Raw genomic sequence first — 14,512 nt, 5'->3', positions numbered from 1 at the left:
GTGTAAAGCGGCTTGCGCGGACATGCAACAAACTGTTAAAAACGAGGTCAGTTGTGTTTTCCGTCGTGTGCCGCGGCGATGCGGACGAACCCTGGTTTCCTGCAAGGGCGGCACTTGTACGGTAAAGCATCTATCAAGCCCGGCGTGTTCCCTACATCACATGTGGGACACGCAAGCCAAGGTTTATGTTCCGCACCCCGATGGTGCGCCGCAAAACACTCTCGCCCATGAAGATTGCCATCCTCGACGATTACCAGGACGCCGTCCGCAAACTCGATTGTTTTCAATTGCTAGCGGACCACGATGTGAAGGTCTTCAACAACACCGTGCGTGGTCTCGGCCAACTTGCGAGCCGTCTCGCGGAAGTCGACGCGCTCGTGCTGATTCGCGAACGCACGCGCATCAACTCGCAACTGCTCGACAAGCTGCCGAATCTGCGCATGATCAGCCAGACGGGAAAGGTGTCGAATCATATCGATGTCGACGCCTGTACCGAACGCGGCATCGCGGTGCTCGAGGGCGTCGGTTCGCCAATCGCACCGGCCGAACTGACGTGGGCGCTGATCATGGCTGCGCAACGACGCATTCCGCAATACGTCGCGAACCTGAAGCAGGGCGCGTGGCAGCAATCGGGCCTGAAAACATCGGCGCTGCCGCCGAACTTCGGGCTAGGCCAGGTGCTACGCGGCCAGACGCTCGGCATCTGGGGCTATGGAAAAATCGGGCGGCTTGTCGCCGGTTACGGCAAGGCGTTCGGCATGAACGTGCTGGTCTGGGGCCGTGACCATACGCGCGAGGCGGCGCAGGCGGATGGCTACAACGTCGCGGAAAGCCGCGAAGCGCTATTCGAGCAGAGCGATGTGCTGTCGCTGCATCTGCGTCTGCATGACGACACACGCGGCATCGTCAAGCAGGAAGATCTGATGCGGATGAAGCCGACCTCGCTGCTCGTCAATACGAGCCGCTCGGAACTGCTCGAAGAGAATGCGCTCGTCGGCGCGCTCGCGCGCAACCGGCCGGGGATGGTCGCTATCGACGTTTACGAAAGCGAGCCGATTCTGCAGGGCTATAGCTTGTTGCGGATGGAGAACGTGATCTGCTCGCCGCACATCGGATATGTCGAACGCGAAAGCTATGAGCTGTATTTCAGCGCGGCCTTCAAGAACATTCTCGCGTTCGATCAGGGCGACACGTCGAGCGTCGCGAATCCGGAAGCGCTGCAACTGGGGCGACGCAAGTAAGTGCAACGAAGAATGGCAAACGCCTTAGTTCGACAACGCGTGCGCAGCGTGATGTCAGTCGTGCGCCGCGGCGGCAAGCAAGTCTGGCATCCGTTGCAGAAATTGCTCGCCATCCGCGCGTCCGAGGTTGTACGCGTGCTGCATCTGTGAAGGGCTTGTGTAATCCCAGCTCGAAATCGGCACCTTGCGCGACGGCTGCACGTAGAGCAGTCGCTGATTGCCGTGCGGCACGACGAACATCTGCGGTCGCGGATACAGACGCGTGACCATCACGAGTACGTCGCCCGGCGTCGAATCGAGCGCACCGACCGGCACGTTGTCGACCATCCCGCCATCGAGTACCGGGCGGCCATTGCGCTGCAAAACCGGCGTAAACGGGGGCGTGCACGACGATTGCAAAATCAGATCGGCGAGGTCTTCCACGGTCGCACAATCCTGCGCACGGACGAATTCCGGATGAAACCCGAGCGTCTGACCGAGCGTCGGGTGCAACGTTTTGCGCAGATATTTTTCGATGTTGTACGCGATAAGCCCCGCTACCACGGCACTGTGCGCGCCGAGCCAACGCGGCAGGTGCGAGACGCCGACGCGAATCTCCGGCGCATGCGCAAGCTTGCCGAATTTTTCGCCGTAGATGTCGAGCAACGCTTGCCGATAGATGCGGTAGTGCGCGGGAACACCGATTCGCCGCGCAGCAGATTGCCCCAGTACGCGTTTTTCGTGTTGTTGCGCAGCGCGTTTTCGTAATAGCGCATGACCCAGTCCGCGTCGCGCGTGTACAGCATGCAGGCTGTGGCTGCGCCCGCCGAAATGCCCGCGATCACGCGCGGATGAATATTCAGTTCGGGCTGGACAATGTCCCAGAATCCGGCTTGCCACCAGCAGCGGTTGCCGCCGCCTGCGAATACGACTTGATCGAACATCGGTGTGGTTTTGTGCCTGCTGTGTGCTTTCTGTGTGCCGCGTAGGTGGGTCCTGCCGCGAAAACCGGGTCGATTAATCGAGCAACGTGTAGGTCGTCGTCGCGTGGACGGCCATTTTGCCTTCTTCGTCGATGAGTTCGACTTCGCCAAAGACGAGATTGCGGCCGAGCCTGAGGACGCGCGCGGTCACGAGGACGTCACCCTTGCGCACGGCGCGCATGAAATTGATGTTGAGGGACACCGTTGTCATCGGCTTGAAGCCGCCGAGCGCCGCCGAAATCGCGACAATCATCGCGGTATCGGCGGCGGCCATGAATACCTGTCCGCAAATGACACCGCCGCTGTGACGTAATTCGCCGGAAAACGGCAATCGCAGTGTCGCGCTTTCGTCGTCGGCTTTCACCGGGGAGAGTCCGAGCGAGCGCACCCAGGGCGCGAGCACGCGGTTGAGCAAATCCTGAACAGCGCTTTCGTCCATCTTCTCTCCTCGTTCGGGCCGCGTGGTGCGTGCGTCGCCGCACCGTGGCAGACATGATACCTGGACGATTCGGGGCGCGCGGTTTTGAGCGTCGGGCTGGCTTTTGGCGGGGGTTGAGGTGGAAAGCGGTAGTTTGGGCAGATTTTCTCGCGCCGCGTACGAAAAGGGGCTAGGCAAAAGCGGAAAAATCGTGCATACTTTCGCTCTTCGTTGGGGCGTTAGCTCAGTTGGTAGAGCAGCGGACTCTTAATCCGTAGGTCGAGTGTTCGAGTCACTCACGCCCCACCACCGAATTTGGCTGTAGAAAATCAAGCACTTGCGAGCGATCGCGGTGCTTTTTTTTCGTCTGTAGCCGCGGGGGGCGGGCGTCAAAAACTGGCCTTTGCCGGAAAATTGCCGGAACGGAAGAATCCAGACCAAGCGATCTCAATCTTTCGTATGGAGTCTGGAAATGGCCTACATCAGCCAGCGCGGCGCTTACTGGCGCGCCGAAGTCCGCCGACGCGGTTACAAGCCCGTCTATCGATCGTTCGACACCAAACAGCAGGCGCAGCAATGGGCTCGAAGGGTGGAGTCGGAGATAGATAGCGGGGCATTCGTCGATCGCACGGAAGCCGAGCGGACCACACTCCGCGAGGCACTGGAGCGGTACCGTCGCGAAATCGTCCCAGAGAAGCGCCACCCCTATCAGGAAAACCGACGCATCCAACGCTGGATCGACAATCACCTGTCGCATCGAACGCTAGCCAACTTGCGCGGTGTAGATTTCGCAAAGTATCGGGACGAACGCAGAGCAGCCGGACGCGCAGAAAACACCATTCGGCTCGAGCTCCAGGTCATCAGCCATCTCTTCGAAATCGCCCGCAAGGAATGGGGCATGGAAGCGTTGATGAACCCTTTGAAGAACATCCGCAAACCGTCCGGCAGCGCGGCAAGAGATCGACGCCTACGCCCCGGTGAATTCGAAAAACTGCACTCGCTCCTCTCGGCCAGTAGTAACCCCTGGGCGGCGCTCGCCTTCGAGCTGGCGATCGAAACCAGTCTGCGACAAGGCGCGCTATTCAGTGTGCAATGGGAATGGCTCGATCTTGAAAGTCGTCTCCTTCGCTTCCCGCCCGACGCTCGCGGCGCCGAAAACAAGGGGGTGCCAGCAGTTCTGCCGCTATCCCTTCGAGCCGTCGCGGTATTTCGCCGCCTTGCCGCCATTGCGGAAGGCCCTGAAGAACGCGCCGACCGTTCGCGATGCGGCCCTGCCGACGCAGTCCCTGAGAAGCTGACGGGACGGATCTTCGGGACGAGTGTCAACGCAGTGATCTGCATTTGGAAGCGAACGCTCAAGGTGGCGGCTTTCGACGATCCAGAGGTGAACACCCTGCGATGGCATGACCTACGCCACGAAGCAGCAAGTCGCTTCTTCGAAAAAGGGCTGCATCCGATGGAGGTCGCTAGCCTTACCGGCCACAAGTCCATGCAGATGCTAAAAAGGTACACGCACCTTCGCCCGGAGAGTCTTCTACAAAAACTGGGATAACGCTGGTCACCTAAGCCCTACTTGCTCATTCAGAAAATGATAGGCGCTCAGCTGGCCGGCGACGTGCCGGTCAGCACAGTGCACCCACGAACTCACCAGCGCCAGTAAAGAGTTCAGCGCTCACTACGATTAGGTCGTGTCCTCACACCAGGCGTCTGTGGCTACGGCTCGTTTGTCTCGATGGGATACAATTTTCAGCCTAGACTGGGGCGATGAGTCGAGTAAGCGTAAAGACTTGCCGAGGAGCACGATTTCGCTCGCGGATCTCCCGTGTACGAATCTCGACGCGCCACGGTCTACGAGGTATTTCCCTCGGGTCAATAGCCACCTGCCCTAGCTCAGCTTGGCCTTCGAGTTGTCGCACAACGTTAGGGCCGAACGTCCCCTTCAGAACAGCTTGGCCGCCATCCGTTGGATTGAACTCAAATCGATGCGAGTTGGGAAGCAAGAAGAGAGTGCCGATGAATTCCCCCCCACGCTCTTCAATTTCCATCGCTTGAGTACGTTGCCGCGCAAGCGAAACCGCATTGCGATCTAGCAAGAAGTCGCGCGAACCGTCCACTACCCGCATCGTCGCACCACTTTCGTCCAACCTCTGAAAAAATTGTTTCAGGGTAACCAAAGTGCGCGCGTCCAACTCAGCAGCGGCCTCGTCGAACACCGCCTCGTCAGCGACCCCGACCCGCGACAAGATGTCTGTAATCTCATCAACAGTCTCTTTAAGAGGCGTATTGACGATCTCCCCATCAACGCCCGACTCTTCGAGCACAAACCCAAACGAACCCCGAGCCACGCCCGTAATGAGGAGTTGAGAGGTATCGGCGCGCGGAACAGGGCCGCGCGCACCCAAGCGGCCCACTTCCCGCGAGGAATATTTCTTCGAAACCAGCGCTTGAAGGTCATCCAACGCTTTCCCCGCAAAGTCTGCGTTGATACCGCGAGAGCCTTGCACTGGGCCACCACCAAAGAAAATTCCAAGTTCGGCGTGAGTCTCAGGGCGCTCCCCTGCGCGAGCAATGGAATCCTCAAGCTGCGCCTTACGAGCGCTGAATTGGTAGTACCCGCTTGGGTCTTCCTCTTCAGTACGCGATGCGAGCATTGCTTCGACTGAGGCTAAGTCAGCCATCAATGCATCTATTTCAAGTTTCTTCAACATAGGCTGGCCTCACGAGTTCGCTATCACTTGGGCCACATAAGCCAGTGCTGCGGCATCATCCGACTGAAGTGGAACTTGAACCATCCCCTTCCAAAGTGCGGTATCCCGCTGATGCGCAAACAATCCGAACCAATATCTCGCGTCATCGACCAAGAAGTCTGGGCGCTTTCGCAAATCAACGTAGAAAGCGTCACAGTCATATGCCGGTTTCGTCTGGTTGCGGTCAAACAAAGCGATGTTTGCCGCAAACCACTGCTTGTACGCATTGATGTCTGCAAGCGATGGCGAGTAGCCGAAGGTTACGACATCGATATCCTGCGGCGGCCTACCCCGTATTTGCTCCACATCCTCAACGAAGCTACCGTCCAGCCACTGAAACCCAGTTCCGACCCCTATATTACGTAGGGCATCTCGATAATTGAGTAAACCCTGCAAAATTTCTGCGCGAGGCGGGGATGTCGCGAAACGCACTGCAAACTCGTGCATTGTTGCTACATAGGGCGACATCGACGCCCTTACCCCGGGGGTATCCCCGGTGTACGGCGGCAACACCATTGACGCGTTGAACGTTGGTATCACTTCAGCCTAAGCCCCCCGTTTTCTTGTTGAATTTTGGTCTCATTATTCCGGACAAACCGCTCAGATACATCAGCGTAACCACTGACGCCACACTAAGCAAATTATAAATTATCCTTTGAAAACACGGCGTTGCATCATCACACTTAATTTGGAATCTGACATATGACTGAGGCATCTAACGAGAGGCAACTCGTGGAAACGCAGAGCGGCCACTGCGATAAGAAAGCGACTGGCGCCAGACCCTATCGATGCTCTCGGACCTTTTCACAACCAGAGATGGCAAAATTCGAGCGCGTCTAGTCTTGCTTCGAAGCTTTCTTTGCCTGCCAAAGCTTCAGCGTTCCGTCACCACCCCTTAGCACAACAAGAACGGATTTGACGCCGCTTGAGGGGTCGTAGTCACGCGACGATCGGTACTTCCGTAGCGTCACCGTGAAAACAAGTCGCCGGTCGAGGGCGGACAATGTTGCGTCCAGCCAATCGGGCGAAGCCCATAGAATCTCGCCATCATCCTGATGGCGATGTCGGCTGTGATCGGGATCGGGCCTCCAACTACCCCAAACCTGGCTTCTCAGAGCGAGACGTCCATCTGTCTCACGCCAATCACCGTAGTTTGGCTCATTAACCAACTCCAAGCTCTTCGTGAGGGCGATTCCAAGACGCGGTCGCCCACCCGGTCCCTTCGCCGCGATCTCGTCACCCACGTCTATACCGAGACTGTGGGTCTCCGGAGCCCATACCAATGGAGCGAAAGGGCTTTCTTGGCGATGGCGGTGGTCGTAATACCCCGCGTCCCAAAACTCCGGTAACCAAAGATCATGACTGGGCCGCTTGGCGAATGCCGTACAGCGACCTATGGCGCCCTTTCGCTCCGTCACCGCCGACGTGATCCTTACACTCACGCCGTCAGGTGATGACCAGCATCCATATAGCGGAAGCAGTGCGTCAGCGGCGGTCACCACAAAGCCCAATTTGCGCAGCACTGTATCTTGATCCTGCAGCGTTTCCTGCTGGCCGATTCTTTCACCTAACAGGTTTTCTTTCGCCTGCTGAGGAAGGGCATCCTTCCGGTCAGACAACCACGAACCATCATCGAACGTGATGTCGTAGCGATCACGCCATTCCAGCCAAGGTGAGTCGCCTCGGGTTTCATAGCTTCGAACGACCACGGGCAGTGCCTTTGAAAGGCTAGTGGCAGCGCTAATCAATGCGTGTCTTTGAATATGCTCCCGGTAGGATTCGTATCGATCGCTCTGGTCCCGCTGGTAGCGCTCGCGGCCGGGAAAATAATCTAGCGAGGTGGCATCCGGCCATCGACGCGTAATCTCTGCCGCGATCGCGTCTTCGACCGTTGCCTGTGCGACATTGAACAGATGAGCCACGGTGCTGATCTCGATTTTTGCAAACTCATAATCGAAGCGAAAATCCGATGTCGGTTTCGCCGCACTCGGGTAGACGTCGCTGATGACAATGCCGCACTGAGGCTGGTTGATCTCATCAAGCAACGCCTCTAACTCTGCGTCGCGCCGTTCCCCGCTGCTAATGTGACCCAGACACCTAGCGATATGGACTTTTTCTATGACGTGCAGGTCGCCTCGTCGAGCGAGAGCAAGCAGCTTGGGCCGAAGCGCACCCATGGTCTGCCCATGGTGCAACGCGGCTCGCGCCAACCCCATCAGCAACCACTGCCGGGAATTTTGGAACGAAAGCGTCTTATCCGCCGATGCTAGGGCTGCGACTTCTGTTTGATCAAAACGGTCAAGCAATAGGGCTAAGTCGTCGTTGAGCCCTAGCTCGACAAGCGTCTTCAGTCCCCTCGCGACCGTCCAGCGGACATAGGCATCGTCCTCGCCGAGGAGGTGCCACGTGACGTCGGAAATGAACTCCGCGTCGTTCCCCGCGATTTCCTGTTCAGGGCGGAATGCTCCCTCTCCGATCTCGTCGGCAATGCGAGCCGCCGGGCCGGAAAGTAGCAACTCCAACGCGTCGAGACCGGCTCGTCCCGAGGTTATGTCGCATAATACGGTGGCCAGTTGAAGCCACTCATCACCGTCGAGTTCGACTTCATCCGCGGCGACCTTGCAGAGGACGAGCTGTAGCACGAAGTCCTTGTCATTGCAGAGGTCCGACAGTCGGCGGATGTCGCGCGCGATATCGGAGAATTGACCTTCGAACAGTTCGGCACTCTTGCACTCAAACAGTCGCTCAACCAGCATTTTTGCCTTGGAGTTTAGGTGCGTGGATGAGTTGTTCCAAGCAGCGAAACACTCGGCTAGAATTTCCAATGACTGAGTGAGGCTCAGCTCGGACGCATCGCAGATCGCGGACAAAAAGGTCAAACGCTTAGGGTACGGGCACGCAGCACGCAATCCGGTGATAAATTGCTGTCGAGCAGAGTAGCGAAGATTGTCGTCTGCAGCGATGGTCTTCAGACTTTCGTCGATTGAACTTGCCGAGGCCAGATCGCATGCCGAGACTAACGCGGCGATGGCACTGTCAATATCCTCTTTGCTTGGCTTTGGGGTTTGAGTAGTCAGGAAGTTCGGCGACGAGTTGTTGCGACTATTAGACTCATCCTGCTTGCGCTTAGCCTCCGCCCTGAGCCGTTCGATCTCCTCCCGCTCTTCGGTGGTGATTGCGTTTGGGTACTGCTTGCCCGTCTCCAGGAAGCCGTCCCAAAGAGACGGCCACGCACCGAACGGGTGCTCAGCGCGCAGTTTTGCGATGATCGCCAAGAAGATCCGCCTCTGGTCCGCGGGCCCGGACAGTTTCAGCAAGTCGGCGACCCCATCGCCGGTACGCCAGTCCCACCAGCCGTGCTCCTCACAAATTGTGAGAACAAAGGCAGCGCGGCGTGGATCGAGATTTCCATTCTTGGCCAGAAAGCATGCAAGCTGCGGCAATCCGTAGGACAGGTCTGCGACGTCCTGATCGTACCAACGCACGAGCTTGGCTATTGCCGGAAAACCAATAGAGTTGGCTGCGGCATGTGCGAACAACGTCCATCCGAACTTCCTTGGTTCGTTTCGCACGATGGTTTGGCAAAGGTTCATTAGCCGTTGCGCCAGGGCGGGCCTTAAAAAGCCACCTTGCTGGGCGCTTGCAAAACGAAGCAGTGAGTAGATCTGCTCGTAGCTTTCTCCACCTATCTGGTCCAGCTCGGCCAGACCTTGCCGATAATACTCACGGGCCTCATCGATACTCATGGGCACAAGAGAAGCAGCGAGTTTTACGTAGGAGTCGCCGCGTCCTCCGATGTTGTCATCCTGACGGATTTGTCCCGCGACGTGGCGTGCGAATTCGCCCGCAAGCTCATGGAGGGCCGGTCGCTCAGCAAGCAACGCCAACACCTCAATCTTCTGCGGGACGAAGAATCGTCCGGAGGAAATCAGCCCTATCAATGTCTTGGCCTGGTCGGCCGATATATTAGGCGCGTAGTTCAGCAGAATGCAGACACAACCGAACCCAACGGAACGGACCAGAGAGTCCGCTGCGCTTTCAGCTCTCCAGTGCACGCCCTCGCGCAAATGTCCGCTCCAGACGATTAGGAAGTCAGTGACAGTCGCACCCGAGAGAGAGTTACCAGAGAGGACAGCATCTTCGATTGGCTTGATAAGCTCGCGCGCAAGCTCGATGCCTTCGCTGATGTCCTTACGTTCTCGGTCATTGAATTTCGCCCTGAGCTGCTTTTTGCCTCCCCCCTTGGCATTGCCGCCGGACGCGGGTTCGCGCAGTTCCTTCAGAAACGTCACAAGCGCTGCCTGGGTCGTGACAGCCTTTGCCTGCTTGGTAAGCTTTACTCCGTTCGGGAGTAGGTCATGATAGGCGACCGGCCTTCCAGCGGACCAGGCGCGAATACAGGCTCGGAGGATTGGAGACCAAGCTCTCGAGGGACCGTAACGCTCGCCGTAATCATAAGCCGACGGACGGGCAAGCGGCACACGGCGGATGATCGCAGCGGCAGCAGCTCGCGAGCTGTAGAAGAGCGTTGTCAATGCTGCCAACTCAACGGCATCGTTGCTCCCACGCTCGGCGTCGGAGGAGAGGCTTTCATCCTCATCATCTTCGTCGGGTGCGGGCTTCGCAATCGCCTTCGCGAGTATCTTCACCTGCTTTTTACTGAGATAGCGAGAGTGCGAGAGAAGCCGCAGCTTGAGCGCTTGAGATGCGCAGTGGTCGCTTACCACGAACGACACCAAATCCGAGAGCGCCGCTGTGCCGTTTGCTTGGTCAAACAGCTCTAGCAATTTCAAAAGTTCACAACTGGCGGACAGCGAGAAGCGATCACTCCAGCGAGCGAGATTGCGATCGACGATGCCGAACTCGCCTTCGGCAGCATGCTGGAATAGCACCGCTGCGTAGTCGTCAACCCCGGGACCGGCGCGGTCGCGATGTATCTCGTCGCGCGGCTGCGCGGTATGCCAGTTGATCCACCGAACTGTGCTCTCGCACTGAATTTGTGCTTCTTCGGCGTCCCCTGCAAATCGATGCGCGACCGTCAGTCGCGCACTTCTTGCACCACGCCACCCTGAACGATCCGAGACAAGGCGGCGATAGGAGTCAGCGTCACCGAGTACGATCGCCAGAGCAGGCCAGCTTCGAATAAACTCGTCTCCTCGCATGTTGGCTGTCGCGGCCTGAGATAGCCGCATGCTGAGGGCAAGTACCCGATCGAAGTCATCTTCTGCTACCGCCAATCGAAAGGCCGCACGAAGTCGTGCAAGCGTTAGCCTGCGGCGACCGAACTCCGACTGCACCGTTGTTGGAAAGCTGGCTGAATCGGCGAGCGCGAATGCTCGATCGCTATCTTTGATAACGACTAGAAAGTGCGGCAGTGCTTCGGCGGCATAGGTCGATGTCGTCTGCGAAGACAAAAGGCGGTCGGCAATGGCTCTTTGAGCCGCTGGTCGATCAGAGTATGTCTCCCGAACATATGTTTCCGTGGGCTCGTCTCTAAAAATCGCGCCGTGTGACGTGATCTCGAGCATTGGAGCCAAATCCGATGCGGCGGTATTCACCTGAGCCGCAGGCCACCCGAGTGCGTTTGCCAGTTCCTCTAGCGGAATCGGCGGAGGAAGGAGTGACAGCGCAACGAAGAACTCGGTTACCTCTGAATCCGGCCATCCTGCAACATGAAGATCCGAGACAATCTTGGTGCAACGCTGAGCGATGATTTCGCGGACAGTGATAGGGGTAGCCGAAGTTTTGCCGAGGATATTTGTGTCCCAAGTCTGAACAAGGTAGTCGAGTACACGCGCGTTCCGACCAGAGCGCGCCAAGGCGGTAGCGATCTCCACGCCGGAAGCACTTAGCTTGCGATCTTTCAGAAATTCACGTGCCTCCGAATCGGTGAATGGTCCTAGCTCGATCTCATTCACCGTGGCGTGGCAAATAACCTTGTCTTTGCGGTGCGTGCGTGCCGTAAGCAGCAACTTCACGCCGTCGATCGGATCTTCGTCGATAGCCGATAGAAGAAGCTTCGGAAATGCTGCTTCGTGGCGGTAGTCGGCTTCGAGCTGGGCGTTATCCGCAGCATCGACAATGATCAGCAAATCAAGCTTTTTCGATTGAGTTCGGATCGCTGCCGCAGCTTGTGCAAGTCGTCTACGCGCCGCTTTGATAATTTTGCGAATGTCATCGCCGCCCGGCAACATCGGGTCACATAGTGTTCGCGATGCGAGCTCGTTGACGATCTGCACCAGCCCAATTCTCGGGAGGTGCCGAGAATGATTATCCGAGCGGTATGAACCACCACCGAAGCAGTCAAAAACGACGACCTCAAATTCGTCCACCATCCTCTCAGCGAGGCTTTGGATAAACACGGTTTTGCCCACCCCACCCTCGGCATGGACGAGGACGGGTAGCTCCGACGCTTTGACCAAATCCCTGACTGTCGAAAGTTCAGCTCGCTCAACGACGGCACCCACGTCGATGAAGCGGGTGTCGGCCGGGAAAAGATCCTCCGGCTCGCAATCGAGCGCATCCAAGACATCTTCGCGGCGAATCAGGTTCTTGCCCTGACCGCTTGGGCCTGCCTTCTTCAGGACGAGATCCTGGAGCCCGTGAAGCCGGAGCCTGGCCTCTGAATCCGAGCCGGCAGACCAGTCGGTGAGTGTTCGCCTGAGCGCGTTGTCTTGACCCGCAAGGCTCTTCTCTCCAGCTCGAAAAACTATCCTCGAGAAGAGGCGGCTTGCGTCAGATAGGCCGCGATCGGCACACCACTTCTTGAGGTTTCGAGCCTGAGTGGCTGAGCTCGGAGCTGAAGGCGTCGTTCCCTCAATAAGGGACTTTATCGCGTCCCAAAGACTCTCCGTGAATTCTGAATTCGTGACAAAAATGAACGACACCTTGTTGTCGACGTCGGCTGCTGAAAAATCCTTCTCGTAGCCAAGGATCGTGTCGGAGAACTTCTCGACCGTCTTTTTTAGATAAGCTGCTGTGACAGCCTCTTCGCGAAGCTTGTATTTGAATTGAACGGTCTCGAGCCGCTCGCAGGTCTGAAAACTGTCTCCGCGGCCATAATAGAGGACGAGGTCAGCTACCTCTTCGGCCCGCGCCCCGGGGCTCGCAGTCTCGGTCGATGAAATCCCCTCTACGGCGATCGCAAATAGATCGTCATTCGGGAAGACCAGCTGCAACGCTCGCCTTGCGGCCCATCGCTCGTGGAAAGTGTGACCTGCGCGAGATGCGCGGACGGTATCGATGTCTGCGTCAATGTTCGTCATTATTGTTTATCTTTTCCCCAACAGTGCTCGCTCTTTGGATTTCACCAATTATATGTAAGCCATACGTGTACCTACTTGCCCAAGTAGACATAAATCGAATCGAGCGCGACCGCGAGGATCGCCGCCGCAAGCGGCAAACGGAACTGCGGCGCGAGCTGCGCGACTGAGTGCATGAAGCCGGTATTCAAGCGCGCCGGCGACACGAGAAAGGCCACGTACCAGACGGTCAGATTTAGGCAAAACGCAAACGCGAACATCAGTCCCGCAGCGATGATGAACACGAAGGTATGCTGCGAGGCGGAAAGGCAGATCCATTCGCCGAGCAGAAGCCCGAACATCAACGCACCGAGCGAGTAGGTATTCTGCAGCATCTGATGTGCGGCGACTGCGAGCCATCTTTGCCGAGGAGCCGCGATCAGCAAGCCGACAAGCATCACCCCGAGCATCGCGAAGACATTCCAGATATGCGGCCCAATGCCCTCCTGGATTGCCGTTTGAAGATAATTGACTGACCGGTGGCTGCCGAGCCAATCGGTCACGATGACCCCTACTATCGCAGGCAGCGCCCAAGCCACAGGGACAATGGCGGCTTGCCACAGCATGCGACCGGGCCAAAAGTCCGAGCGCCTGAAGGCACGCGTGTGATGCTGCAGCCAGCTCCGGGTTCGATTCAGTAGCGCCCGCAAAACGGGCATGGGCATCGTGTTTTGCATCGGGTAAGTGGGTCGGAGGAACGATGGCGTGCGCAACGGATTCTCCAAAGAATAACCTCAATTCAATTGCCGCGAACACGACCTCGCTCTACCGGCTCGACGACAGAAACCGATCGACAGTCATCTGAAGCATGTGACGAAAACCGGCGAAAGCCTATCCTGCCTTAGAACCAAACCGTCGTATTTCTTGCGCTGTCGCAATTTTTTGCGGATGTCTTTGATTTCGGCACTGCATTGCCCGACCCTGCCGGGCACCCTAAAATCAGCTTGGCAAAAGGAGGAAGGCTTCCGCCTTCCATGCGCGCCCTGCGCGACTGCCGGACGCGATCAGGGCACGGGGGCCGGCGGCTAAGTTTGTATTGCACAATACAAATAGAAGCCTATGAACGTCATTTTCGACATCGCAACTTTTAAGCTCCGAGCGTGGACAACGCTCTGCGCTGAAGAACTACCGGAGCATCTCCAGACATGCCCCAACTTCGAGTTCTATGCTTCCGGCATGGTGAGAGTGCCGCTAACGCTGGCCGTGCGACCAGCGACCCGGCGTCGATTCCACTGACTGAATTGGGCGAACAGCAGGCCCACGCGATCAGCAAGCGTCTTGCCGAGTCCCCGGCCATCGTGATCTGCTCGCCCTTTCTCCGCGCGCGACAGACGGCTGCTCCGACGTTGACCAGATTCCCCGCCGTGCCAAGTGAGATATGGCCTGTTCAGGAATTCACGTACCTTGCACCGGCAAGATGCGTAGGCACATCGGCGCAGCAGCGTCGGCAGTGGGTCGATGCGTACTGGAACGCGTTCGATCCGACGCTTTTGGATGGACCGGGGGCCGAGTCGTTCTCCGACTTCATCGAGCGCGTGCGCGCCGCTCTGAACCGCTTGAGGATGCTCCACAACGCGTCAGACGCTACAGCGGCGATGTTCGGGCATGGTCAGTTCCTCCAGGCGATGCGGTGGCTGATCCAGAATGGCGACGGAGTAATCGACGCTGACGCCATGCGCTCATTCAGGATTGTCGATCAGCACTCCCCCGTTCACAATGCGGGCGGGTTTGTGGCGACGTTTGACGGATGGTCGTGGTCCGTCGGGCAGGAACATACCGGGCTGGAAACGCCGCCGCGCTGAAGAACTACCGGCTGGTGAGATACGAGCGAGCCAGACCACTG

8 protein-coding genes, 1 tRNA gene and 1 pseudogene are annotated in these 14,512 nt (G+C 57.7%); 4 read left to right on the top strand and 6 right to left on the bottom strand.

From position 1 onward, the window contains the following. Positions 1 to 227: 227 nt before the first annotated feature. Positions 228 to 1,241: a D-2-hydroxyacid dehydrogenase family protein gene (locus HV796_RS09085; RefSeq protein WP_175226141.1), complete on the top strand. Its 1,014-nt coding sequence runs from the start codon at positions 228 to 230 to the stop codon at positions 1,239 to 1,241. A 54-nt stretch (positions 1,242 to 1,295) separates the two neighbouring features. Here HV796_RS09085 and HV796_RS09080 read toward each other — a convergent pair. Continuing rightward, positions 1,296 to 2,164, bottom strand: a pseudogene (locus HV796_RS09080) (patatin-like phospholipase family protein). 73 nt (positions 2,165 to 2,237) lie between these two features. Further along, positions 2,238 to 2,642 carry a PaaI family thioesterase gene (locus tag HV796_RS09075; protein WP_175226140.1) on the bottom strand — a complete coding sequence of 135 codons (405 nt, stop codon included), beginning with the start codon at positions 2,640 to 2,642 and terminating at the stop codon, positions 2,238 to 2,240. A 212-nt stretch (positions 2,643 to 2,854) separates the two neighbouring features. On the opposite strand from HV796_RS09075, the gene HV796_RS09070 reads away from it, so the two are divergent. Both HV796_RS09070 and HV796_RS09065 read left to right on the top strand, forming a co-directional pair. After that, positions 2,855 to 2,930: transfer RNA gene (locus tag HV796_RS09070), tRNA-Lys, on the top strand. 163 nt (positions 2,931 to 3,093) lie between these two features. Then, positions 3,094 to 4,173 (top strand): tyrosine-type recombinase/integrase, encoded by a 1,080-nt coding sequence (locus HV796_RS09065; protein ID WP_175226139.1) that lies wholly within the window; start codon positions 3,094 to 3,096, stop codon positions 4,171 to 4,173. 199 nt (positions 4,174 to 4,372) lie between these two features. Here HV796_RS09065 and HV796_RS09060 read toward each other — a convergent pair whose 3' ends face one another. The 4 genes from HV796_RS09060 to HV796_RS09045 all read right to left on the bottom strand — a co-directional run bounded on the left by HV796_RS09060 (position 4,373) and on the right by HV796_RS09045 (position 13,172). After that, entirely contained in the window at positions 4,373 to 5,329 is a 957-nt protein-coding gene (locus HV796_RS09060) for a hypothetical protein (RefSeq protein WP_175226138.1), read from the bottom strand. Positions 5,330 to 5,338: 9 nt separating this feature from the next. Further along, a complete protein-coding gene (locus HV796_RS09055; protein ID WP_377693745.1) occupies positions 5,339 to 5,908 on the bottom strand; it encodes a DUF6932 family protein in 570 nt (189 codons plus the stop codon). A gap of 296 nt (positions 5,909 to 6,204) precedes the next feature. Next, positions 6,205 to 12,633, bottom strand: a complete 6,429-nt coding sequence (locus HV796_RS09050) for a hypothetical protein (protein ID WP_175226136.1) — start codon at positions 12,631 to 12,633, stop codon at positions 6,205 to 6,207. Positions 12,634 to 12,704: 71 nt separating this feature from the next. Beyond that, positions 12,705 to 13,172 (bottom strand): hypothetical protein, encoded by a 468-nt coding sequence (locus HV796_RS09045; protein ID WP_246355777.1) that lies wholly within the window; start codon positions 13,170 to 13,172, stop codon positions 12,705 to 12,707. Between the two features lie 642 nt (positions 13,173 to 13,814). Between HV796_RS09045 and HV796_RS09040 the strand changes: the two genes are divergently transcribed. Continuing rightward, positions 13,815 to 14,471 (top strand): histidine phosphatase family protein, encoded by a 657-nt coding sequence (locus HV796_RS09040; RefSeq protein ID WP_175226134.1) that lies wholly within the window; start codon positions 13,815 to 13,817, stop codon positions 14,469 to 14,471. Positions 14,472 to 14,512 lie beyond the last annotated feature (41 nt).

This window comes from Paraburkholderia humisilvae, from assembly GCF_902859855.1.
GTDB lineage: Bacteria > Pseudomonadota > Gammaproteobacteria > Burkholderiales > Burkholderiaceae > Paraburkholderia > Paraburkholderia humisilvae.
The sequence above is the reverse complement of the archived record's forward strand: the minus strand, read 5'-3'. Positions and strand labels throughout refer to the sequence as shown.